Genomic DNA, 21,709 nt, shown 5'->3' on the forward strand with positions numbered 1-21,709 from the left:
GCATCGCCGGTCACGCCAAGCGCAACCGGTGCATCGTTCTGGCCGGTGATGGTGATAGTGACGGTCGCGGTGTCGGTAGAACTGGCAGCGTCCTCTGAAGCGTAACTAATAGTAATCGTGTCGGTCTCGCCTAACGCCAGAGTGTCAAACTCCGAATTCGTGGCATCGACCTGAAACGATCCATCAACGGCCAGGAAAATATCAATCGATCGCCCGCTTGCGGTGGTCAAGGTGTTCCATCCGCCCAGCGCAAGCGGATTACCCTCATGTCCTGCACTAGTAATCAAAAGGCCATCGGAATAGCGATCGTTGGTGAGCAGGTTTGATAAGAGGGAAACAGAATTTTCATCAATCCTGACGGTGTCGTCCACTGCTAGAATTGCCGCCGAACTCCTGCCAACCGCCTTATCACCGGCAGCCGTGGTGCGGACGGCAAAATCCTGCTCGTCGATCATGTCCAAGTCGAGTGCTTCGGTGTCGTGGGACAGGATAAAGCTTGTCGACGTAATGACATCGCCTTCGCCGCCGGGAGTGCCGAATTCGATACCAGCGTCGAATTCGCCATAGCGATTGACGATCCAGCCGTTTACGTTTGCACCCTGACCCAGATCTGAAACGTCATTTGCCTCAAACTGAGTGCCGTTAACGTCTCCGCCGGTAACGCTAAGGCCATCCAGCAGACCTTCAAAACTATCACCGATATCAAAGAATAGAGCTCGAAGGTCATCGGAATGAATTCCGAGACTTTCAATCTCGAACAGCAGACTGCCATCTTCCATTTCGGTTATGGTGAGACGGGTTTCGCTCTGGTCTTCAATGGTGAAGGTAATTGAACGAGTCATAGCAATACCTCTCCTTCGCGAAAAGCACTGCCTCCCGCCAATGACTCAGTACGAGCCACACTGAACAAAACTCACACAAAATGATCGCAAGCGATCCTTATGAGTGACTTTGACCCGCTGTATTGTTTTGGATTCCCCCCAAGAGAATCTCTTACTGATTAAGACCACGATAAGCGATGATCAACCCCGCCCCGATCGATTTGCGCCTTCTAACGCATTTGTTATGGCGAGCATTGAGGAAAACATAGATATTCTTTTGAAGAGTTTTTCTGAGGAAAATTGCGGTAAAGTGTTGTGAGTATGCGATTTTGCTTTTTTCAGAACGTTGAGAATCCTCAATTCCCGATTTGGGACAGGTAAAAAAGCAAAATCGAAATGCTTTACGCCTAGGCCGGTATTGGCATCGATTCGTAAATCAACGACCTCTCCGAAAGCGTCGCATTCTTCATCAACGTTTCGAAGAATGCAGTGATTGAAAGAAGTTGGGTGGACGATTTGTTGCGATGTCCTCTATCGGGTCGTAAGCAGAATGTCCGCTTTGAGCATCGCTCCTGCGGTTGCAGACACGATGCCACTTGTCCCACCCAAGCCTAAAAACTGTATTAGCGATTGCGTACGCTTGTGGGCCGGTCCTAGCAGCAGAGCGGCTGAAAACTGTCCTACCCCCCCGCTCGCACACGCGCGTAATGCTCCGAAAATTACTCGGCTTCAGAAAATTACTCGGCTTCACTTATCAGGCGTGCCATCGCCTTCAGGTATCGCGCTGCGCCTTCAGCTTCAGCGGATCGCCCGCCATGTTTCCAGGCGTTGCGGTTGCCGCTAGGTGCGCCGCTTCCCTTGCCGCCGTGCATCCTGCATCGCGGGCTGCCCTTCACCGCCGGGGATTGGCACGCCGTTCCCAGCCGCGTCTTGGCCAAGCATCGGCGGGCCTTCGCCAGCTGAACTGGTTGCATGGGGTTGTTCGTTTGATTTTCCATTTTCCATCCCCCCGCCGTGCTGGTTGATGTTGTTCGCGATAACCGCTTGGCCGCCCTCGTTGACATGCACATGGCGCACCACCTGTTCGCGCGGCTGGTGCAGCTTTGCCAAGGCCTCTATTGCCGCCCGCGAATTGGATTGCGCCTTGAAGGCCAATCGGGCGTAGCGTTCGGCTGCCAAGGGATAATCGCCCATGTTCATGGTGGCGCGCCGTGCGAGCTCTCCGAAAAGCGCATCGAGCGAAAGCGCCTGAGCGGTCAATAGCTCGGTCGCCAGCGTCAAGTTGCCATCCATGGCGGCCTTGGCCTTGGCCTTCATCGCTTTGCCGAAATCATCGAAGTTCGGTTCGCCGGGCAGTTTGCCGAAACCCTTTTCTGCTACGGCATGACTGAGGACGCCATGGCGCAAGTATGGGCCTACGAGCACGCGGGCCATGGTTTCGGGTTCCGTCTCACCTTTTTCCGCCGTCACGGTCGTAACTCTCTTTGCGGCTTGTTTGTTCTTTCGTGGTTTCGTCATGCTGCGACCTCCCGGCAGGTGTCCGATTGCACGTTGAGCGGCCTGGCCAGCGAATGGGCGTAGGCCAGCCGCGCAAACTGAGCTGACCAATCAGGCTGCCACCAGCCAAACGGTCGGCCGCTGCGTCCACTCACCCATGGTGTAGCTAAATGTGTATTGGATTTCGGAATTCGGTGGATCGGCAGATTTCCGCCAATCTCGGCATTTGTCGTATCGGATTCCGCCACGGCACTGGCCGTTGGAATGGCGTTATCCGCCGGGATCGTATCGCTATCCAATACCGGGAATTGATTGGCAGCGCGGGCCTTCCGATAAGCCTTCAGCGCCCTCAGTCCGCGTTCCATCCGTTTGCGCGAGGGCGTCTTGGGTGCTGGCTCCCGCTCTAGGAAATCCCAGCTTGCAAGCTTCCTGCCCGGTCCTGGAAGCCACGTAAGCCGCCAGCACCGCGCGCGGGAGGCCTCCCCTGCCTTGATCGCGAAATGCGCGTCCTGAGTCATTTGCAGGAAGCCTAGCGCCATGAGGTCATCGAAGGCACGGCTGGCAGCTGTCAGGTCTGCCAAGCCTAGCCGGTGTGCGGCATCTCGCACGCCGAGATAAAGGCTCCCGTTGTTGTCGCCATTGTAGAGCATTGCCACTTCCACAAGCAGCGAGCGGGCATTTGGCGAAAGCGCCCGATAGGCGTTGCTGGTGAGGATGCGATAATCCAGCCGGACAAAACGGCTAGTCACGTTCCGCCCCTTTGCGTTGATCCTGTTTCGGTTTCGACGCCTGCCCATGGTTTCAGCCTTCCCCGACAACCAGCGCGCGAAGGGAGGCGGCTGGAATGAGAGTGCGCTTGCCGATGCGTCGAGCCTCTAGTCTTCCTTCGCCAATCAGCTGATAAATTCGGGTGCGGCCAAGCGATGAAACCCGGCAGGCTTCCTTGATCGAATAGGCCAGCGGTTCAAGTCGAGCAGTAGTGTCCATGTGCATCTCCGTTCGTTTGCGACTGGAGACGTTTTGCCCTGACCGGCCTTGTGCAGTCAGCCGGACTGGCCGGAATTGGCCGGAAATCCACTCGCGCTATTTTCCGGCTGAGCGAATTCTCTGGAGCACTGCATTGATAACCGGCTGCACAGTCGCCCGCCCCGGTTCGGTCTTCCCGGCAGCAACCAGCCGTTCGAAAACGGCATCGATTAATGCAGACTGCCCTTCGTGGCCGGAGCCTTCTGGAATGCCTTCCTCATGGATATACACTGACAGCTCTTCAGCGAAATCGGGCCACCACTTTGCGGCTGATCGCCCTCGCCCTTGCGTCGCCCCATTGGTATCGCATTCCATTTCGTATTGCGCGACCTCTTCAGCGCTAGGTTCATGAAGGAACTGCGGCCACACCTCGATGCTCGAGGCGGAGAACCATTCTTCCATGTAGTCATCGTCCCAAGGGTCAAGCTTATCTGTCACTCGTGCGTAGCCGCAGCTATTATTAGCGGTATCCCACTCGTGTGCCGGACAATCCTTCAAATCCAGTTCGTGAAGCTGAAGGGTCGTCTCCATAAAGCTACCCACGCCGCCAGGGCTGGAGCTCTTTATGGCCTCGGCCAAATGCTGCCAGTGCCTCGCCTTGATCTGGTCATTCCATTCCTCGTGCTCATAATGGGAGAAATCCTGATACTTCCGCCAGCGATAGCCCCCGCGCGAGAGCAGATCGCCTTGGCAAAGCAACTGAAGGATAACTGCCTGCGGTCGCCTCACGCCTTCAATCGCCAGGCGGCTTACGACCGAGTGCAGATCTAGGCTCGGCGCGTGTTCATTGCCGTCAGGATCGTAATTTCTCCAATCCCACTGACGCATGATCTTGAGCGCAGCAGCGGCAGTATCGTTAGCGGAGGTCATTCAACCTATTCTCTTTCTGTCGCGCTTGCTTCTGCTTTCTTTGCCACGCGCCTTATTCTTTACAGCGCCTACGCGCTCCAGCGGATTCACAAGCGCCTCGTAGCGCCCGAAAAGGTGCTCCACTCGGCTGCGGTCACTGGCGAAGGGCGCGGGGCGGTAGAGCCGGTCTACCGCAGTATCGAGCGCGGCATGGTCCTTGCGCCGGATGCCGAACAGCTCGAAAAACTCGTTGTAGAAGGTTTGCGTTTCGCCCTTCTCGTAGTGGGCGTCCTTCCATTCCTCGCTGAAGGCCTTAGCGCGCCGCTTTATTTCGTCCCAGCCTAGCCGCATGATACCCCTCTAGCGTTCGCAAGGGTTTAGGCACGTTCGCGGGCGTCGGGCAAGTCTTGGGTGCTAGCTAGCTTCCCGGCTGGGGATAGCGATAATATCAGCACCCTTGCGCAGCTGGTCTAGATAGTCGCTCCACCACTGCGCCATTTCCACGCGTTCGTTCCAATGCGCCCCGCGATGATATGCTGCGCGCACTTTGTCGCTATCGCCATGGGCTAAGGCACGCTCAATCGCGTCCGGATGCCACTTGCCGCTTTCGTTGAGTAATGTTGAAGCCATGGCGCGGAAGCCATGTGCAGTCATTTCCTCGCTGGAGTAACCCAGCCGTTTTAGCGCGGCGTTGAGGGTATTGTCACTCATGGGGCGGGCGCGGGATCGGATCGAAGGAAATACATATCCGCTCGGCCCAGTCGCAGAGTGAACCTCGCGCAAGATCGCTATCGACTGACTGGAAAGGGGGACGTGGTGGGCCTTGCGCATCTTGGTCTTGCCCTCAGGAATGATCCACAGTGCGGCATCGAAATCTATCTCGCACCATTCGGCATGGCGCAGTTCGCCAGGTCGCACGAATACGTGCGGCGCGAATTGCAGCGCCAGCTTCACTAGTCCCTGCCCCTCATATCCATCAATGGCACGCAACAGTTCGCCAGCACCCTTGGTATCTGTGACGGCCCCGTAGTGAGTGACCTTGGGAGCCGTAAGTGCGCCGCGCAGATCGCGGGTAGGGTCCGAACGCAGGCGAGCGGTCGCTACTGCATAGCGAAAGACCATGCTGGCCAGTTGCAGGGTGCGCCGGGCGCTTTCCAGATTGCCCTTGGCCTCGATGCGCCGGATCGCGGCCAAAATGTCGGCTGGCTCGATTTCGGCAATCGGCAGTTTGCCAATCGCCGGATCAAGCAACGATAGCAGGTATTCGCTCCGCTTAGCCGTAGCGGGGGACCAGCCGCCAACGCCATCGCGTTTGCGCTTTGCGCAGTATTCAGCGGTGATCGCCGCAAAGGTGTTGCCGGCGTCAATATGCGCCCTGCGCTTGGCCCGTTGTTTTTCGCGGGACGGGTCTTTCCCTAAGGCAATCAACTCTCTCGCATCGCGCCGCCGGTTGCGCGCTTCGGCCAGGCTGACGTCCGGGTAGGCACCCATAGCCAGTAGCTTCTCCCGGCCATCCACACGGTATTTCAACCGCCAGAGTTTCCCCCCGGCGGGCGTGACAAGCAGAAACATTCCTTCACCGTCTGACAGCTTAACCGGCTTCTTGCCGGAATTCGCATTGCGAACCGTGATGTCTGTGAGCGCCATTATTCGCGAATCCTTCCCCGGTTAGAACGGGCAGATACCCCCGCGGATGGGGGTATCGAATAGACCGCATGGCCATACCCCCCAAATATACCCCCACATAACGGGTGGTCGTATCTGACCGAGGATGAACGCATCTGGCCCGGTAGCGTGAGAATATCGCGGTTTTACAGGGAGTGTCTAGTCCAGAATGAACGTGACTGAACGGGAAGTTGGAGCGGGTAGCGGGAATCGAACCCGCATAACCAGCTTGGAAGGCTGGGGCTTTACCACTAAGCTATACCCGCCCGCTCGCAGGTGGCGATTGCCACCGGCATGGGCCGCTCGTCAAGCGTCCTGATCGCTTGCGGTGTTTTCACCCTCTTCTTCATCGGCGTCGTCATTCCCTTCCGGGGGAGCAATGCGGATTTCCACGCGGCGGTTGCTGCGGCGACCCGCTTCGTTGGGCGTGCCGTCGGGCAGGGCGTTGGGGGCGATGGGGTTCTGCTCGCCGAAGGCGATCACCTCGATCCGGTCGTCGTCCACGCCGCGCTCCACCAGCCAGGCGGCGACGGCTTCCGCCCGCGCGCGCGAGGCGCGCAGGTTGGCCTGGTCGTTTCCGCCCGAATCGGTGTGGCCGGCGAGGATCACGGGCCAGTCCTCCTCCTCGATAGCGCCGCGGTTCATCAGACCGGCGAGACGGCGCTCGGCAGCGGCGCTGATATTGGTGCCATCGGGAAACGGCACGGTGAGTTCGACCGGCTGGACCGGCAGCTCGACGCTTTCGATCTCGGGCGCCGCGGCATCGCGGATGATCGAGGCGACGGGCGAAGCCGACTGCGAGGGCGTGGGCGACACCGAGGGTGATGGCGTCGTCGCACCTGGCGCCGAGTCCGGCGCGGGCTCTTCGTCGGCGCCGTCCTGGCGCAGTTCGCAGGCCGAAAGGGCCATGGCGAGCGTGGCTGTCGCGGCGATAGTGAAAAACGTTTTCATGTCCTGCATCCTCAAGCGGGTTGCGGCTTGCGCCCGCCCTTTCCACTGCGTTTGGCTGCCTTGTCCTCCGACGCGGGACGCGGCGGCGAATAGGAAATGATGGTGTCGCCCGGCTGCGGGTCGGGCGCTGCGGCATGGGTAAAGAAGTGCAAGTCGCCATCCGGGTCAACCACCAGCAGCATGCTGGCTGCCTCGGGAAGGTTGCTGCGCGCATCGTCCAGAGAGAACTTCTCCGACAGCTTGGTGCGACGGAATTCCCAGCCTTCCATCTCGCGCTGCTGCACGTCGTCGACGCCGAACCCGGAGCTGAACAGCGAGCGGCCGCGCAGGCTGGCGGGAATGGCGCGGTGATCGTCGTCGGATTCGCTCTCGCCCAGCTGGTAGACCCGGTCGGTTCCGATTTCAGGCGCGAATTCCGAACATACAAGGGTGTTGTAGGCCTCGTTCTCGGTCGCGGCGACCAGCACCTGGTAGGGCGTGAGGTCGAGATTGTGCTCGGTCGCCTCGTTCAGGATCTCGCCGTGATAGGTCGGCAGGCCGGCGGCCCGCGCGGGCTTGAGTCGCTGCCAGCTGGAATCGACCAGCATCACCGGCGTTTCCATGTCGTGCAGTTGCTTGGCCAGCGCGACGGTCCACGGCGTGGCGCCGACGATGATCATGCCCGGCCGCGAGAAGCCCTTCACCTTCAGCAGGCGGGCGACGAGGTCGATGGTGAACCCGTGCGCCACGATGGTGGTCACCACCACGGCGAAACTCAGGCCAACCAGGATGGAACCGTCGGCGTAGCCCAGGTCCTCCAGCCGCAGGGCGAACAGGCCGCAGATGGCCACCAGCACGATACCGCGCGGAGCGATCCAGGCGAGGAACAGCCGCTCGTTCCAGGGAACGCTGGAAAACAGCAGGCTGAGCAGCACTGTGGCCGGCCGGACGACGAACAGCAGGGCCAGCAGGAACAGGCCGAATTGCCACTCGAACTGTCGCAGCTCGTCGAGATTGAGGCTGGCCGACAGCAGGATGAAGATGCCCGACACCAGCAGCACGGCGATGTTCTGCTTGAAGGGATGGATGCTGCGCAGGCTGGACACGTGCATGTTGGCGAGCGCGATGCCCATCACCGTCACAGCCAGCAGGCCGGCCTCGTGTTCGATCTTGTTGCACAACACGAACGTGCCGACCACCGCAACCAGCAGGACGGGCACCTTGAGGTACTCCGGCACGAACCCGCGCGGGAAGCTCCACGCGATGACCCAGGCTGCGGCGAAGCCGATCAGGCCAGAGATACCGGCGGCGATGGCGATTTCAGGGACGACATCGTAGGCCGTGCCACCGGTGGCGGCGGTGCTGCGGAAATACTCGTAGGCGATCACGGCGCACAGGGCACCGAATGGATCGTTGACGATGGCTTCCCACTTGAGCAGCGCGGCGGGCCGCTGCTGGACCGCGCTCTGGCGCAGCAGTGGAATGACGACCGTGGGGCCTGTCACCACCAGGATGCCGGCGAAGAGGATGGCGACCGGCCAGACCAGCCCGGCCACGTAATAGCCTGCCAGCGAACCGAAGAGCCATCCCAGCGGTACGCCGAAGATGACCAGACGCCACACGCCGCCGCCGTATTTTCGGAATTCCCGGAAATCGAGGCTGAGGCCGCCTTCGAACAGGATCAGCGCGACGCCGATCGAGATCATCGGTTCGAGCAGTTCGCCGAAGGCCTCCTCTGGGTTCATGATGCCGAGCACCGGCCCGGCGAGGAAGCCCGCGGCCAGCATCAGCACGATGGCCGGCCAGCCGGTGCGCCACGCAACCCATTGCGCGCCGATGCCGAGCACACCGACGAGCGCGATTACGAGCGCCTGTTCTTCCATCGATCTCCTGCTTTCGATTATTCCCGTCTGTTGGTCAGACAATGCCCGAGATAGGATAACTTTCCCACCCGGACCATCGTCGGCCCTCCCGGGGTGCCTAGTGGCCGGCGAAATCGACCAGTGCGCGGGCCTCGACCTGTTCTGCCCCCAGCGCGTCGCCGCCGCCGAGTTCGGGCAGGTCTATCACGAACAGGGCATGGGTCACCGTGGCCCCGGCGCGTCGCAGCAGCCGGGTGGCGGCCAGTGCCGTCCCGCCGGTTGCCAGCAGGTCGTCGACGATCAGGACGCGTTCGCCGGGAGTGATGATGGTAGGGTCCAGTTCGACCCTCGCCTCGGCGTATTCGAGAGCATAGTCCTCGAAGATGCAGTCGACCGGCAGCTTGCCGGCCTTGCGTATGGGTACGAAGCCCGCCTCCAGGCGAAGCGCCAGCGCGGTGCCGAAGATGAAACCCCGCGCTTCTATTCCCGCAACGGCGTCCGCCTCGAATTCGGATGCCATTTCGGCGAGCATGTCCACGCACTTCGCAAGCCCCTCGCCATGGGCGAGCAGCGTGGTGATGTCGCGAAACTGGATTCCCTTTGAGGGGAAGTCCGGGACCGTGCGGATGAGCCGTTTCAGCTCGTCTCGATCGAGGTCCCGGGAAATCCTGCTCAGTCCTTGCGGCGCTTGGGCTTGGCGTCGGCCCAGATCTGCTTCTTGGCCAGCCATGCGAGGATGGTGGCGAACAGCAGGAAGCCGAGCACCGGCCAGCCGGTCTGCTTGCGCTTGATCAGCGTGGGTTCGGCAGTCCAGGTGAGGAAGGCCGCGACGTCGGCCGACATCTGCGGAATGGTCGCCTCGGTGCCGTCGGCGTAGGTCACCTGCCCGTCCACGGACAGCGGCGGGGCCATGCCGATAACCAGCGATTCGAAGTAGGGGTTGTAGTAGCCGCCCACCGGAACCTCGAACTCGGGGAATTGCTGGTTCAGCGCTTCCGGCATCGGCTGGTAGCCCGCCAGCAGCGAGTAGACGTAGTTGCTGCCGTTGGGACGCGCCTTCGTCATCAGCGAGAGATCGGGCGGAATCTTGCCACCGTTGGCCGCTGCGGCGGCAACGTCGTTCGCGAAGGGCGAGGGGAAGTAATCCGTCGGCAGCGCCTCGCGCATGGTTTCCTCGCCGGTATCCGGGTTCACGCCTGGCACCTGCCAGGTTGCGGCTTCGGCCTTCACCTGCGCTTCGGAATAGCCCAGCTGCTCCAGGTCGCGGAACGCGACGAAGTTCAGGCTGTGGCACGCGGCGCAGACTTCCTTGTAGACCTGGTAGCCGCGCTGAAGCTGGGCATAGTTCCAGGTGCCGAAGGCGCCCTCGAAGGCGAAGCCGCCTTCGGGCTCGACGGCATCTTCGTGGAAGACGTATTCGGCGGTTTCGGTCACTTCCTCGGTCGCGGCGGTATAGGCGCCGGTGACGAAGGCGAGCAGCACCACGAAGGTGAAGCCAAGGCCGATGAGGATACCAACAAGGCGGATCATTTTTGTCGTCTTTCCCTTAATCTCGTCTTGTCAGACCGCGGGCTCGGCGTTTTCGCCAAGCACGGCCTTCTTGTCGGATCCCAGCACGGCCTCGGTAATCGAGAACGGCAGCGGGTCGGGCCGCTCGACCGAGGAGATGATCGGCAGGATCACCAGGAAGTGCAGGAAGTAGTACGCGGTCGCGATCTGGCTGATCATCACGTAGGGCTCTTCGGCAGGCGCGCCGCCGCAGACGAACAGCACCGCCATGCAGGGGATCAGGCCGAACCAGAAGAACTTGCGGAACAGCGGGCGATAGTGGCCGCTGCGCACCGGACCCTTGTCCAGCCAGGGCAGGAAGAACCACACCAGGATGGCGCTGAACATGGCCAGCACGCCCCACAGCTTGGCGGGCAGGATGAAGTCGAAGGTGAACGCGCGCAGGATGGCGTAGAACGGGTAGAAATACCATTCGGGCACGATGTGCGCGGGCGTGGAGAGCGGGTTCGCCTCGATGTAGTTGTCGGGATGGCCCAGCACGTTGGGCAGGAAGAACACGAAGGTCATGAACACGATCAGGGCGACGCCCAGCCCGAAGCCGTCCTTCGCCGTGTAGTACGGGTGGAACGGCAGCGTGTCGCTCTTGTCCTTCACTTCCACGCCGGTCGGGTTGCTGGAGCCCGGGATGTGCAGCGCCCAGATGTGCAGGATCACGGCACCGGCGATCACGAAGGGCAGCAGGAAATGCAGGCTGAAGAAGCGGTTGAGCGCGGCGTTGTCCGGCGCGAAGCCACCGAGCAGCCAGGTCTTGAGCGGCGGGCCGACCAGCGGGATCGCCTCGAACAGGCCGGTGATGACCTGTGCGCCCCAGAAGCTCATCTGGCCCCACGGCAGCACGTAGCCCATGAAGGCGGTGGCCATCATCAGCAGGAAGATGACGACGCCGATCAGCCAGATCATCTCGCGAGGCGGCTTGTAGCTGGCGTAGAACAAGCCACGGAAGATGTGGATGTAGATCACCACGAAGAAGAAGCTGGCGCCGTTGGCGTGCGTGTAGCGCATCAGCCAGCCCCAGTTCACGTCGCGCATGATGTGCTCGACCGAGGCGAAGGCGACCTGCGTATTCGCGGCATAGTGCATCGCCAGCACCACGCCGGTAACGATCTGCAGCACCAGGAAGAACCCGGCGAGCACGCCGAAATTCCAGAAATACGAAAGGTTGCGAGGAACGGGATAGCCTGCACCGACGGCATTGTAGACGAGGCGCGGCAACGGCAGTTTCTCGTCGAGGAACTTCGTCAGTCCGTTCTGTGGCTGGTATTCCTTGGCCCAGGGAAAGCTCATGGTCTGTTCTCTCTAGCCTCAGCCGATCACGATCGTCGTGTCGGACGTAAATTCATAGTCGGGCACCGCCAGGTTGGTGGGTGCCGGGCCTTTGCGGATACGCGCCGCGGTGTCGTAGTGCGAGCCGTGGCAGGGGCAGAAATAGCCGCCGAACTCGCCCTTGTTCTCGCCTTCCTGCGCGCCCAGCGGCACGCAGCCCAGGTGAGTACACACGCCCATCACCACGAGCACGTCCATGTGCCCTTCCTTGGTGATTTCATCCAGCGTGGCCGGATCGCGCAGGGTGGATACGTCCACCGCTTGCGCAGCCTCGATCTCCGCAGGCGTCAGGCGGCGCACGAACACCGGCTGCTTGCGGAACACGGCCTTGATCGACTGGCCGACTTCCAGCGTGGAAATATCCAGCTCGGTCGTGCTTTCTGCCAGCACGTCCGCCGACGGCGCCATCTGGCTGACCAGCGGCAGCAGGGTGACGAGGCCGCCCACGCCGGCCGCGGAAACGGCGGCAATATTGATGAAATCGCGGCGCCGAACGCCGTCTTCGCCTTCGACTTCGCCGGTCGTTACCGGTGTCGCGTCAGCAGTACCCGTGGTGGATGCCATACCCTTGCCTTGCCTGTCGTCGCCGGATGCTGCGTTGAACCACGAGCGACGATAAGAAACGTCCTAAAAGCCGCACGACGAGCCGTTGCCGGGCGGCGGCTTGGCGCGGCTGATAGACGAGCAAAGTCGCCCTGCCAACCCGCCTTTTGGCCGTGAATCGACCTGCATGCGCGCCGAACGCCCGTGGCGGGCCTTGTCGGACTACTGGGGGCGGGTCATCCGGGAAGGGCGATAAGGGATATCTGGCGGCCCGTGCCGCTTTCGCCGCGGTGGGTCGAGCGGCGGAAGGAATGGAAGCGGCGGCTGTTCGCGTAGGTGTCGGTCTCCAGCGCCACGACCGAACCTATTCCCGCCGCGGCAAGGCGGCTGGCGACGAATCCTTCGAGGTCGAAATGCCATTTGCCGGGGCCGGTCGCCTCGAAGAAGTGATGATCGGCGGATGCGAATCGGGCCCGCATGTCGGCGCCGACCTCGTAGCTTTCCTGCGCGATGCACGGGCCGATGGCGGCATCGATGCGGCTGCGCCGGGCGCCCAGTTCTTCCATGCGACCGATCACCGCCTCGGCCACACCGTCCAGCGCGCCGCGCCATCCGGCATGGGCTGCGCCGATGACGCCGGCATCCTCGTCGGCCAGCAGGATCGGGGCGCAGTCGGCGGTCACGATGGCCAGTGCCAGGCCGGGTTCGGCGCAGGCCATGGCATCGACCTGGGGGCGCTGACCCGGGGCGAACGGGGCGGTAACGGTGATGGCCTCGGCGGAATGCACTTGTTCGAGGAACACCGTCTTCGCTGGACCCACGGCAAGGTCATGCGCGCCTGCATCGCTCTGCACGGCATCGAGGAAGCCGTGCGGGACGGAAATATTCTCCGCGCGGATCACCTTGACCGAACTACCCAAGGCTGCGGCTGACCTGTTCATAGGTGTCGCGGGACAACTTGGGCGCAGCGGCGATTCGCTCCAGCTGCTCCTTCATCATCGCCGAGCGCCGCGGTTCGATTCGCCGCCATCGTCCGAGCTGCGGCACGAAGCGCGCGGCCGTCTGCGGATTGATCGGGTCGAGCGCGAGAATCAGGTCCGCGATCATCCGATATCCTTCGCCGCTCTCGGCGTGGAAGGCGTGGGGGTTGTAGGCGAATGCCATGTAGAGCGAGCGCACGCGGTTGGGGTTCTTCAGGGTGAAGTCGGCATGATCGGCCAGCGCCTTCACGTGCTCCAGCACCTTGGGATGCAGGGACCCGGCCTGGATAGCGAACCACTTGTCCACCACCAGGGCGTTGCCGCGATAGCGGTTGTAGAAATCCAGCAAGGCATTGGTGCGCTCGATGCCGGACATGCCGGCGAGCACCATCAGGGCACCCTGCCGGTCGGTCATGTTGTCGGCACCCTGGTACTGCGTCCACGCCAGTTCGCGTCCTCGATCGGCATTGCCCGCGGCAAGGTAGAGCAGCGCCTGCGTCTTCACCTTGCGAGCACCGCGCGCCTCGGCCGAGAGGCTGTAGGGCACGGCTGCGGCGCGGGCGTGCGTGGCCGCGAAATCGACCTCCAGCGCGGACCCGATGGCGGCGCGCAGGGCTTGGCGTTCTTCGTGAATGCGGCCCGGATCGGCGATCAGCATGGTCTCCGCGAGGTAGGTCTCGCTCGGCAGGACCAGCAGTTCGCCGCGCATCAGGTCGTCCAGCTTGTCGTCCGCCAGCACAGCCTTGATCGCCTTCGCGATAGCGGCACGGGCCTCGTCGCGCGCAGCGTCGGAGAGGTTGCCGGCCACGGCCTGTTTCAGGTGCGTGACCACGAGATCCTGCAGGGCCTCGTAACGGGCAAAGGGATCGTCGTCGTGCGCGGCCAGGAAAACCAGGTCGTCAGTGGAAATATCGCGATCGATCACGACAGGCGCGGAAAAGCCGCGGTTGATCGAAAGCACGGGTCTTTCGTCGAACCCCTTGAATTCGACCGTCGTCGAAGCGGCGTCGAAAACGACCAGCTCCTCGCCGCGATGCCGGCCCGTCGCCTTGTCGAACAGCGCCAGCTTCAGCGGGATCGGCATGGGTTGTTTTTCGGGCTGACCGGGCGTGGGCGGCACTTCCTGCGCGAGATGCAGGGTGGCCGTGTCGCCGGAATGTTCCAGCCGCACGAAGACCTTGGGCGTGCCGGCCTGCGAGTACCACAGCCGGAACTGTTTCAGGTCCAGGCCGGCGCCATCCTCGATCGCCTTCACGAAATCCTCGCAGGTGGCGGCCTCGCCGTCGTGGCGATCGAAGTAGAGATCGGTGCCCTTGCGGAACGCCTCTTCGCCGCTCATCGTGCGCATCATGCGGATGACTTCGGCGCCCTTGTTGTAGACGGTCGCAGTGTAGAAGTTGCTGATCTCGCGGTAGCTGTCGGGGCGGATCGGGTGTGCCAGCGGCCCCGAATCCTCGGGGAATTGCGCGCCCCGCAGCACGCGAACGTCCTCGATGCGCTTTACCGGCGCGCTGCCCATGTCCTGGCTGAACAGCTGGTCGCGCAGGACGGTGAAGCCTTCCTTAAGTGACAGCTGGAACCAGTCGCGGCAGGTGATGCGGTTGCCCGACCAGTTGTGGAAGTATTCGTGCGCGATCACGCCTTCCACGCCGTCGAAATCGCCGTCGGTGGCGGTATCCTCGTCCGCCAGCACGTATTTCGTGTTGAAGACGTTGAGGCCCTTGTTCTCCATCGCCCCCATGTTGAAATCGCTGACGGCAACGATGTTGAACAGGTCGAGGTCGTATTCGCGCCCGAACGTCTCCTCGTCCCACTTCATGCTCTTCTTCAGCGATTCCATGGCATGGCCGGTGCGGTCGAGGTCGCCTTCGCGGACATAGATGTTCAGCGTGACCTCGCGCCCGTTCATGGTGGTGAAGCTGTCGGTGTTGGCGACCAGTTGCCCCGCCACCAGCGCGAACAGGTAGCTCGGCTTGGGCCAGGGATCGTGCCACTCCGCCCAGTGCGTGCCGTCCTCGTCCTCTCCGCTCGCTTCCAGGTTGCCGTTGGCCAGCAGCACGGGGAAGGTCTCCCGGTCACCGCGCATCTTCACGCGGTAGACCGACAGCACGTCGGGCCGGTCGGGGAAGAAGGTTATGCGCCGGAAACCCTCTGCCTCGCACTGCGTGCAGAGCATCCCGTCGGAGGCATAGAGGCCCATCAGCTGGGTGTTGGCCGATGGATCGATCTGCGTGACCACGCGGATCTCGTGCGCATCGCCCGGAAGGGTCAGCAGCAGGTCTCCGCTGTCCATGGTCCAGCTGTTGGTGGCCGCGCCGTCGACTTCCACCGCAACGGGTTCGAGCCCGTCGCCGTTCAGGCGAAGGGTGGGCGAGTGGTCCGCCCTGCTGTTGCGGGCGACGGTGAGGGTGGCAACCACCCGCGTCGAATCAAGCCCGAGGTCGAACTCCAGCGCCACTTCCGGGACCAGCCAGGGGAAGGGGCGATAATCTTCACGCCGGATCGTCGGCGGGTCGTGCGGCTCCGGCGCGGCATCGGCAAGTTCGGGATTGCCGTCAGGGGTGGAGGGTGTGCGGGCGATATCCATACATCTGGCCTAAAATTCTTCCGTTGGCGCGTCGAGTGGGTAGAACGCACGAAATGGCGCAGTTGTTCATTTTTGGCCTCGGTTACACGGCAAAACGTGTCGCCGATCTGGCAAAATCCGCCGGATGGCAGGTTTTCGCGACCGGTTCGGACGGCGACATCGACTTCGCGAATCGCGATTCGGTGCTCGATTCCCTCGCGCGTGCCACCCACGTGCTCTCTTCCGTCCCGCCCGACAGGGAGGCCGGCACCGACCCGGCTCTGACCAGCTATGGCGAGGCGCTGGATGGGGTCTGGCTGGGCTATCTCTCGTCCACGGGTGTCTACGGCGATACCGGCGGCGCATGGGTGGACGAGACCGCGCGCACCGGCACGGGGCGTCGCACCGCGCGGGCGGATTGCGATGCGGAGTGGCTGAGCCGCGGGGCGCGCGTGTTCCGCCTGCCTGGTATCTACGGGCCAGGGCGCAGCGCGTTCGACCGGATCGCGGAGGGCAAGGCCCATCGCATCGACCTGCCGGACCAGGTGTTCAGCCGGGTGCACGTCGACGATATTGCCAGCGGCGTGATGGCAGCGCTCACAGGCGATGCGCCCGCCGGGGCCTTCAACCTCTCCGACCACCTGCCCACCAGTCAGAACGCGGTGATAGAGGAGGCATGCCGCCTGCGGGGCGTGGAACCGCCGCCGCTCCAGACAATGGACGAGGCGGGCCTGTCGCCCATGGCGCGCGGCTTCTACGCGGAGAACCGCCGCGTGGCGAACGGCAAGGCGAAGCGTGTGCTGGGCTGGACGCCGGCCTATCCCACCTATCGCGAGGGGTTGCGAGTTCTCGCCTAGTCGGCCCCGTGCCGAAGGCGCGCGGACTGCTGTACCTGCACGCCCTTCTGCCGCCTGGCCTTGAGGGCGAGCACCATGCCGACGATGGCCAGTACCATCCCGCTGGCTGTCAGCCAGGTCCAGCGGTAATCCTCGAACAGCGTCGACAGCAGCATGGCCACCGAAATGGTGATGATCGAATTGTAGGCCGCGCGGCCCGCGCCGATCTCGCGCACCAGATTGTAGTGCAGCGGGAAGGTCACCACCGATCCGATCAGCGCAAGGTAGACGATGCCGCCCCAGTAGGCCGCGCCCGTAGGCAGCGGCGGCGGTCCGGCGGTAAGGCATGCGAAGCCGAGATCGAACAGCGTGCCGTAGAGCATTGCCCAGGCGAGCAGGCTGACCATCGGCACGGCGCGCCCGGTGGGGTTGGCCTGGATGACGTTGGCCACGGAGGCCGCGAGGATGCCGACGATTGCCAGCACGATGCCCAGTCCGACGTTACCGCCGATGACCCCGGCATCGGGATTGGCCTGCCATTCGTGCCACAGCAGAAACGACACCCCGACGATGGCCACCAAGCTGCCGAGCACGAAACCGCCCTGCACCCGCTCTCCCAGGAAGATCCGCGCGAACAGGGCATTGGGCACCATCAGCAGCGCGAACATCATCGCCACGATGCCCGACGTGACGTAGAGTTCCGCGTGGTAGACGAACAGGAAATTGCCGCTGAACTGCGCCAGCCCGACGCCCAGGGCGAGCACGTGTTCGGGCCGCGTCAGAAGAAGACGGCGTTTCATCAGCGCCGCGACCAGAAACAGCGCGGGCGTGGCGAGGGCGAAGCGGTAGAAGACCGACCACGCGGCCGGCACGCCGTTAATCTGGCCGGTGATGACGAACCAGGTCGAGCCCCAGATCGTGCCCGTCAGCACGAAGGGCACGATCACCCGCCAGCTGAGGATGTTGGCCTGCGCCGCGCTCATGCCGGGCTCACAGCGCCGCGAGGGCCTTGCCCAGCGCCTCGGCGTGGGCAGGATCGGTCGCCCAGCTCGTGACGAAGCGCACGGCGCGCTCGTCCCAGTCGTAGAAGGCAAATCCCTCGTCGCGCAGCGCGGCGCGTTCGGCGGCGTTCATGGTCACGAACAGCTCGTTGGCCTCCACCGGGTAGAGCAGGCGCTCGCCCGCGCCCCTGGCGATCTCTGCCGCCGCGGCGTTGGCCGCACGGGCGTTGTCCAGCCACAGGTCGTCCTCCAGCATGGCGAGAATCTGCGCCGCGAGGAAGCGCCCCTTGCTCTGGAGGTGTCCGGCGCGCTTGCGGCGAAAACGGATCGTCTCCGCCATGTCGGTATCGAACAGGATCACGGCCTCGGCGCCCATCCCCCCGTTCTTCACGAACCCGAAGCTGAGCGCGTCCGCCGGTCCGGCAACCTCGGCAGGCGAGGCGTCAAGAAAGGCACAGGCATTGGCGAAGCGCGCGCCGTCCATGTGCAGGCCAAGGCCGTGCTCGCTCGCCAGCGCGCCGATGGCCTCCAGCTCGCCGGGTCGGTAGCACAGTCCGTATTCGCTGGCCTGCGTGATGGAAATCGCCTGGGCCGGGACTTGGTGCACGCCGCGGGTGATGCCCGCGAGCACTGTGCCTATCGCCTCGGGCGTCAGCTTCGCGTCTGCGCCGGGGGCCAGTAGCAGCTTCGCGCCGTGCAGGTAGAAACCGGGCGCGCCGCATTCATCCATCTCGATATGCGCTTCCTCGTGGCAGACCACGCCGCCGTGGGGATCGACCATGGTGGCCAGGGCCAGGCAGTTGGCCGCCGTGCCCGTCGCCACCCACAGCGCCGCGCACTCGCGCCCGAACATCGCGGTGAAGCGCGCATCCAGCTCACGGCTCAGCGCGTCGGTATCGTAAGGCGTGTCGGGCGCGTCGGCAGCGCGCATGGCGTCCCACAGATGGGGATGGACGGGGGCTGCGTTGTCGGAGAGGAATTGCATCGCGGAACGCCATGGCCCTGCCTCTCGTTCAGCGCAAGAAGGAGAAATTGATGTCCGAGATCGTGAAGACCGATGAAACCACCCACGGTGCCTATCGCATGGAAGTGGAAGGTGCCGACAGCCCCGCCGAACTGACCTGGAAGGCCCGCGGCGAGGCGCGCATCGCGGATCACACCTTCACTCCTCCCGCGGCGCGCGGCAAGGGCATTGCCCTCAAGCTGGTGGAAGCCATGGTGGCCGACGCGCGCGAGAAGGATTTCACCATCGTTCCGCAATGCCCCTACGTCGAGGCGCAGTTCCGCAAGCACCCCGACTGGGCGGACGTTCGAGCCAGGATCGCCAGCTAGTATTCAAATAGCGGAAATTACGTCTCTTTTTCGGAACATCACCCGTTTTCATCGCGTTGTTCAAGGTAATAAGGCCGGTGACATCTGGCCAGCCGCGCGCCTCGCTTCCCGCGAGTTGCAGCGCGCCCCGGACAGCTAGCGTCATCGGCTCCAGCATAAGGAGAGAACCATGACACAGACGCAAAACCTGCGAAGCCGCAACGACTTTTCCGAGAGCGAACTCGATCGCCGTACCCAGTTCGATCGGTCCCGCCCGCTCGAACGCGACGAAACCGGCAACCTGATTTCATCGGACAAGGTGGAAGGCACGGCCGTCTACTCGGCCGACGGGGAGAAGCTCGGCTCGATCGATCACTTGATGATCGGCAAGCGCTCCGGCCGCGTCGAATATTCGGTGATGAGCTTCGGCGGTTTCCTGGGCCTCGGTGAACAATATCACCCCGTGCCGTGGGACGCGCTGGACTACGATGTCGAGCGCGGCGGTTACGTCGTGAACATCGACAAGTCGCGCCTGAAGGATGCGCCGTCATACGCGCGCAACGAGCGACCCGAATTCAACAAGGACTACGGCGAGACCGTCTACGCCTATTACGGTGTGATGTACTGACGGCGCTGCAGACCCGAGACGAAGCGAGAGGCCGCGCCATTCGCCGTGGCCTTCTTGCATGTCAGCGCGGCAGCTTGGCGAAATCCACCGCGGCTATGGGATCGAGCGCAGCGGCACGCAGTTCGTAGGCGTCGTCGAGGCGCAGCCCCTCGAACGCCAGCCGTCCCCCGGCAAGCCCGAAGCGCAAGGTGCAGTAGCCCCGCCAGCGCGCCAGCGGGTGCTGACTGATTTCCACCGAATGCAGCTTCACGCGGCTGGCAATCGTGTAACCGGGCGCCAGCCACCCCCGCCGCGACATCACCTGTTCGGGGCCGAGCGCATGGCGCACGAAACGCCAGCGGTAATGCTCTCCGACCGCGATGAAGGCAGCCGCCAGAGCGACCAGCGTTCCCGGAACGACATAGCCCTGCAGGAAAGCGACGACGGCGATCACCACCGGGACGAACGCCTGCACCACGGCGCGATCGAAATAATAATCCGCGCTGGCCCGCCGCCAGTCCTCGCTTTCATCGGGAAGGGTGAAGCCGGCTTCCCGCGCGATGGGCGCGATCTCTTCCATCTTCGCGAATGGCGCGACGTCGTGGTTGGCGGACCCGGCATCCTGCGCCAGGCTGATGAAACAGAGACCGTGCCAGCCAAAGCGGCGGCGCAGAACGCCTGTCGAAACGACCAGCGCCTGCACCCGGTGGACGGGCATCACGACGTCGGTTTTCGTCAGCAGGCCGCGGCGGCGGCGAAACCCCTTGGCGGTCCGGTCCAGCCGGAACTCCCAGTCCCGGATGAACGTGCGCACCACGCCGCTGGCCATGCCCACCACCACAACGGCCACGACCGCGTAGATGATCGCCAGCACCTGGGCGAGGGTGGTGTAGCCGGAAAGGTACTCGCCGGCCTCGGCGATCCGGTCTTCGTTGAACCAGTCTCCGACATATTCCCAGACGTCGAACGGCAGCAGGAATTCAAGCTGCTGTAGCGCGCCCAGCAGGACGGCGAAGATCACCAGCGAGAAATTGAACAGCCCGAACGTGAAGAGGCGCCGCACGTCCATGGCGAACAGTGTGCGCCCGTGCTGCTCGGCGGCGATCTCCCGCTCCGGCGTATCGAGGGTGGAGGCGGAAACAGGCGCCGTGTCCTCGCCTTCCACCAGCGCGCGCACGGTTTCGCGAAGCCTCTCGCCCTCCGCCTCGGAAACGTAGGAAAGCTTCAGTTCGTCCTTGCCGCCCGCGCCGGTCTCGAACTTCACTTCGACGAGACCGAGCAGGCGCGGCAGCAGCTTCTGCTCCAGGCTGACGTCCTGGATGCGATCGTAGGGCACGGAGCGTGCCTGGCGGCTGATGATGCCCTGCTCCACCCGAACGTCGTTGGCGCCGATGCGGTAGCGCACGCGCACCCAGTTCAGCCAGGCCCCCGCCAGGTTCACGGCGATGAAGGCGACAAGCAGCAAACCCAGCCATGGCGTGATGAAGGATATGCCGTTGGCCTGCATTTCGCTGTAGGCCGCGCCGGACAGCACCAGCACGGCGGGCACGATGGCGCTGACGAGCGTGCGCAGCATCTGTGCCGCCATCGTAAGCTTGTTGACCCGCCGCCATTCGTCGATCTCCACCTCCCCTGTCGGCGCCGGGAGCGAGGCATCGCTCGCGGAGGCAGGATGGGAGGTCGTGGGGACTTCGCTCACAGCGATTCGCGCTTCACGTGGCTGCGAATCTCCTCACGCATGGCCACGGCATCGCCATGCGCCAGACCCGGCAGCGTGACCGAGGAATTGTGCGTTCCCGCCGTGTGTAGGATCAGCCGGGCGATTCCGAAAGCGCGCTCCAGCGGGCCCTGCTCCACGTCGAGGTGCTGCACGCGGCTCAACGGCACCACGGTATCGGCATGGAACAGCACGCCTTTCACCACCCGCAGGCGGTCGCTCGACATCTGGTAGCCGCGCGCCATGAAACGCTTCACCGGCACCAGGATGATGAACACCAGCGCGATCAGCACGGGCACGATCATCGGCGCCCACGTCCACGGCGTGGGCAATACGCCGGCCACGCCCAGCACGATGGCGACGATAAGGAATGGCAGCACCGTCAGTGCCCCCTCGATTCGCATGACCGTGGTGTAGGCGGGATCGAGCCTGGTGAGCTGTTCGGTGTCCATTGGGTGGTTTATATGAGCGATACACCTGTTTGGGAATAGGTTTGGGGTGTTTGTCCCGGACAGGCGCCTTCGTGCCCGCAGCCTCGCCGGACGCGCAGCAATCCGCGCAGGCTGCGGGCGGCCGGAGTTCAATTCTGCGATGGGGTGCGAAGGT

General features: G+C 63.2%; 23 protein-coding genes and 1 tRNA gene. 3 read left to right on the plus strand and 21 right to left on the minus strand.

The genetic code is table 11. The features are described from left to right. From AAA989_RS07460 to pepN, 17 genes are all read right to left on the minus strand, one after another. Nucleotides 1-842, minus strand: an 842-nt coding sequence (locus AAA989_RS07460) for a VCBS domain-containing protein (protein ID WP_338242202.1), incomplete at its 3' end; no start/stop codon positions are given. 716 nt (nucleotides 843-1,558) lie between these two features. Next, nucleotides 1,559-1,717 carry a hypothetical protein gene (locus AAA989_RS16410; protein ID WP_353527003.1) on the minus strand — a complete coding sequence of 53 codons (159 nt, stop codon included), beginning with the start codon at nucleotides 1,715-1,717 and terminating at the stop codon, nucleotides 1,559-1,561. Next, nucleotides 1,662-2,339: a hypothetical protein gene (locus AAA989_RS07465; protein ID WP_338242203.1), complete on the minus strand. Its 678-nt coding sequence runs from the start codon at nucleotides 2,337-2,339 to the stop codon at nucleotides 1,662-1,664. Before AAA989_RS07465 ends, AAA989_RS16410 begins: the two co-directional genes overlap by 56 nt. After that, nucleotides 2,336-3,067, minus strand: coding sequence for a hypothetical protein (locus AAA989_RS07470; protein ID WP_338242204.1), 732 nt, complete (start codon nucleotides 3,065-3,067; stop codon nucleotides 2,336-2,338). The genes AAA989_RS07465 and AAA989_RS07470 overlap by 4 nt, the downstream gene beginning before the upstream one ends. Nucleotides 3,068-3,119: 52 nt before the next feature. Beyond that, a complete protein-coding gene (locus AAA989_RS07475) occupies nucleotides 3,120-3,305 on the minus strand; it encodes a helix-turn-helix domain-containing protein (protein WP_338242205.1) in 186 nt (61 codons plus the stop codon). 96 nt (nucleotides 3,306-3,401) lie between these two features. Then, nucleotides 3,402-4,214, minus strand: coding sequence for a hypothetical protein (locus AAA989_RS07480; RefSeq protein WP_338242206.1), 813 nt, complete (start codon nucleotides 4,212-4,214; stop codon nucleotides 3,402-3,404). Further along, nucleotides 4,215-4,544 carry a type IIL restriction-modification enzyme MmeI gene (locus tag AAA989_RS07485; protein WP_338242207.1) on the minus strand — a complete coding sequence of 110 codons (330 nt, stop codon included), beginning with the start codon at nucleotides 4,542-4,544 and terminating at the stop codon, nucleotides 4,215-4,217. A gap of 63 nt (nucleotides 4,545-4,607) precedes the next feature. Then, nucleotides 4,608-5,840: a tyrosine-type recombinase/integrase gene (locus tag AAA989_RS07490; protein WP_338242208.1), complete on the minus strand. Its 1,233-nt coding sequence runs from the start codon at nucleotides 5,838-5,840 to the stop codon at nucleotides 4,608-4,610. Between the two features lie 210 nt (nucleotides 5,841-6,050). Beyond that, nucleotides 6,051-6,124: transfer RNA gene (locus AAA989_RS07495), tRNA-Gly, on the minus strand. 40 nt (nucleotides 6,125-6,164) lie between these two features. Beyond that, nucleotides 6,165-6,809: an OmpA family protein gene (locus AAA989_RS07500; RefSeq protein ID WP_338242209.1), complete on the minus strand. Its 645-nt coding sequence runs from the start codon at nucleotides 6,807-6,809 to the stop codon at nucleotides 6,165-6,167. A gap of 11 nt (nucleotides 6,810-6,820) precedes the next feature. Further along, complete coding sequence (locus AAA989_RS07505) at nucleotides 6,821-8,671, minus strand: cation:proton antiporter (protein WP_338242210.1); 1,851 nt, start codon at nucleotides 8,669-8,671, stop codon at nucleotides 6,821-6,823. A 97-nt stretch (nucleotides 8,672-8,768) separates the two neighbouring features. Then, the gene (locus AAA989_RS07510; protein ID WP_338242212.1) at nucleotides 8,769-9,380 is read right to left on the minus strand and encodes an adenine phosphoribosyltransferase; all 612 of its coding nucleotides are present in this window, start codon (nucleotides 9,378-9,380) and stop codon (nucleotides 8,769-8,771) included. Continuing rightward, nucleotides 9,323-10,180: a cytochrome c1 gene (locus tag AAA989_RS07515; RefSeq protein WP_338242213.1), complete on the minus strand. Its 858-nt coding sequence runs from the start codon at nucleotides 10,178-10,180 to the stop codon at nucleotides 9,323-9,325. The genes AAA989_RS07510 and AAA989_RS07515 overlap by 58 nt, the downstream gene beginning before the upstream one ends. A gap of 30 nt (nucleotides 10,181-10,210) precedes the next feature. After that, a complete protein-coding gene (locus tag AAA989_RS07520; protein ID WP_338242214.1) occupies nucleotides 10,211-11,503 on the minus strand; it encodes a cytochrome b in 1,293 nt (430 codons plus the stop codon). Between the two features lie 18 nt (nucleotides 11,504-11,521). Continuing rightward, the gene (petA, locus tag AAA989_RS07525; protein ID WP_338242215.1) at nucleotides 11,522-12,106 is read right to left on the minus strand and encodes a ubiquinol-cytochrome c reductase iron-sulfur subunit; all 585 of its coding nucleotides are present in this window, start codon (nucleotides 12,104-12,106) and stop codon (nucleotides 11,522-11,524) included. A 215-nt stretch (nucleotides 12,107-12,321) separates the two neighbouring features. Then, complete coding sequence (gene pgeF / locus AAA989_RS07530; protein ID WP_338242217.1) at nucleotides 12,322-13,005, minus strand: peptidoglycan editing factor PgeF; 684 nt, start codon at nucleotides 13,003-13,005, stop codon at nucleotides 12,322-12,324. Next, a complete protein-coding gene (pepN, locus tag AAA989_RS07535; RefSeq protein ID WP_338242219.1) occupies nucleotides 12,998-15,652 on the minus strand; it encodes an aminopeptidase N in 2,655 nt (884 codons plus the stop codon). The genes pgeF and pepN overlap by 8 nt, the downstream gene beginning before the upstream one ends. A 53-nt stretch (nucleotides 15,653-15,705) precedes the next feature. Here pepN and AAA989_RS07540 point away from each other — a divergent pair, with 53 nt between their 5' ends. Next, nucleotides 15,706-16,488 carry a Rossmann-fold NAD(P)-binding domain-containing protein gene (locus AAA989_RS07540; RefSeq protein WP_338245471.1) on the plus strand — a complete coding sequence of 261 codons (783 nt, stop codon included), beginning with the start codon at nucleotides 15,706-15,708 and terminating at the stop codon, nucleotides 16,486-16,488. Here the strand turns inward: AAA989_RS07540 and AAA989_RS07545 are convergent. Continuing rightward, on the minus strand, nucleotides 16,485-17,450 hold the full coding sequence (locus AAA989_RS07545; RefSeq protein WP_338242220.1) for a DMT family transporter: 966 nt from the start codon (nucleotides 17,448-17,450) through the stop codon (nucleotides 16,485-16,487). The genes AAA989_RS07540 and AAA989_RS07545 overlap by 4 nt on opposite strands. A 7-nt stretch (nucleotides 17,451-17,457) precedes the next feature. Then, complete coding sequence (locus tag AAA989_RS07550) at nucleotides 17,458-18,453, minus strand: threonine aldolase family protein (RefSeq protein WP_338242221.1); 996 nt, start codon at nucleotides 18,451-18,453, stop codon at nucleotides 17,458-17,460. Between the two features lie 50 nt (nucleotides 18,454-18,503). Here AAA989_RS07550 and AAA989_RS07555 point away from each other — a divergent pair, with 50 nt between their 5' ends. Both AAA989_RS07555 and AAA989_RS07560 read left to right on the plus strand, forming a co-directional pair. After that, nucleotides 18,504-18,800: a GNAT family N-acetyltransferase gene (locus AAA989_RS07555; RefSeq protein WP_338242222.1), complete on the plus strand. Its 297-nt coding sequence runs from the start codon at nucleotides 18,504-18,506 to the stop codon at nucleotides 18,798-18,800. A 169-nt stretch (nucleotides 18,801-18,969) separates the two neighbouring features. Beyond that, nucleotides 18,970-19,407 (plus strand): PRC-barrel domain-containing protein, encoded by a 438-nt coding sequence (locus tag AAA989_RS07560; protein WP_338242223.1) that lies wholly within the window; start codon nucleotides 18,970-18,972, stop codon nucleotides 19,405-19,407. Between the two features lie 61 nt (nucleotides 19,408-19,468). On the opposite strand, the gene AAA989_RS07565 is transcribed toward AAA989_RS07560, so the two are convergent. Beyond that, entirely contained in the window at nucleotides 19,469-21,085 is a 1,617-nt protein-coding gene (locus AAA989_RS07565; RefSeq protein WP_338242224.1) for a PH domain-containing protein, read from the minus strand. After that, on the minus strand, nucleotides 21,082-21,555 hold the full coding sequence (locus tag AAA989_RS07570) for a PH domain-containing protein (RefSeq protein WP_338242225.1): 474 nt from the start codon (nucleotides 21,553-21,555) through the stop codon (nucleotides 21,082-21,084). Before AAA989_RS07570 ends, AAA989_RS07565 begins: the two co-directional genes overlap by 4 nt. Nucleotides 21,556-21,709 lie beyond the last annotated feature (154 nt).

Source organism: Aurantiacibacter hainanensis (assembly GCF_036321025.1).
Taxonomy (GTDB): domain Bacteria; phylum Pseudomonadota; class Alphaproteobacteria; order Sphingomonadales; family Sphingomonadaceae; genus Alteraurantiacibacter; species Alteraurantiacibacter hainanensis.

Coding starts and splice junctions, on each gene's coding strand:
- AAA989_RS07465 (WP_338242203.1), bottom strand. CDS start 2,339: ATGACGAAACCACGAAAGAACAAACAAGCCGCAAAGAGAGTTACGACC.
- AAA989_RS07475 (WP_338242205.1), bottom strand. CDS start 3,305: ATGGACACTACTGCTCGACTTGAACCGCTGGCCTATTCGATCAAGGAA.
- AAA989_RS07480 (WP_338242206.1), bottom strand. CDS start 4,214: ATGACCTCCGCTAACGATACTGCCGCTGCTGCGCTCAAGATCATGCGT.
- AAA989_RS07485 (WP_338242207.1), bottom strand. CDS start 4,544: ATGCGGCTAGGCTGGGACGAAATAAAGCGGCGCGCTAAGGCCTTCAGC.
- AAA989_RS07490 (WP_338242208.1), bottom strand. CDS start 5,840: ATGGCGCTCACAGACATCACGGTTCGCAATGCGAATTCCGGCAAGAAG.
- AAA989_RS07500 (WP_338242209.1), bottom strand. CDS start 6,809: ATGAAAACGTTTTTCACTATCGCCGCGACAGCCACGCTCGCCATGGCC.
- AAA989_RS07505 (WP_338242210.1), bottom strand. CDS start 8,671: ATGGAAGAACAGGCGCTCGTAATCGCGCTCGTCGGTGTGCTCGGCATC.
- AAA989_RS07510 (WP_338242212.1), bottom strand. CDS start 9,380: ATGGCTGGCCAAGAAGCAGATCTGGGCCGACGCCAAGCCCAAGCGCCG.
- AAA989_RS07515 (WP_338242213.1), bottom strand. CDS start 10,180: ATGATCCGCCTTGTTGGTATCCTCATCGGCCTTGGCTTCACCTTCGTG.
- AAA989_RS07520 (WP_338242214.1), bottom strand. CDS start 11,503: ATGAGCTTTCCCTGGGCCAAGGAATACCAGCCACAGAACGGACTGACG.
- petA (WP_338242215.1), bottom strand. CDS start 12,106: ATGGCATCCACCACGGGTACTGCTGACGCGACACCGGTAACGACCGGC.
- pepN (WP_338242219.1), bottom strand. CDS start 15,652: ATGGATATCGCCCGCACACCCTCCACCCCTGACGGCAATCCCGAACTT.
- AAA989_RS07540 (WP_338245471.1), top strand. CDS start 15,706: ATGGCGCAGTTGTTCATTTTTGGCCTCGGTTACACGGCAAAACGTGTC.
- AAA989_RS07545 (WP_338242220.1), bottom strand. CDS start 17,450: ATGAGCGCGGCGCAGGCCAACATCCTCAGCTGGCGGGTGATCGTGCCC.
- AAA989_RS07550 (WP_338242221.1), bottom strand. CDS start 18,453: ATGCAATTCCTCTCCGACAACGCAGCCCCCGTCCATCCCCATCTGTGG.
- AAA989_RS07555 (WP_338242222.1), top strand. CDS start 18,504: ATGTCCGAGATCGTGAAGACCGATGAAACCACCCACGGTGCCTATCGC.
- AAA989_RS07560 (WP_338242223.1), top strand. CDS start 18,970: ATGACACAGACGCAAAACCTGCGAAGCCGCAACGACTTTTCCGAGAGC.
- AAA989_RS07570 (WP_338242225.1), bottom strand. CDS start 21,555: ATGGACACCGAACAGCTCACCAGGCTCGATCCCGCCTACACCACGGTC.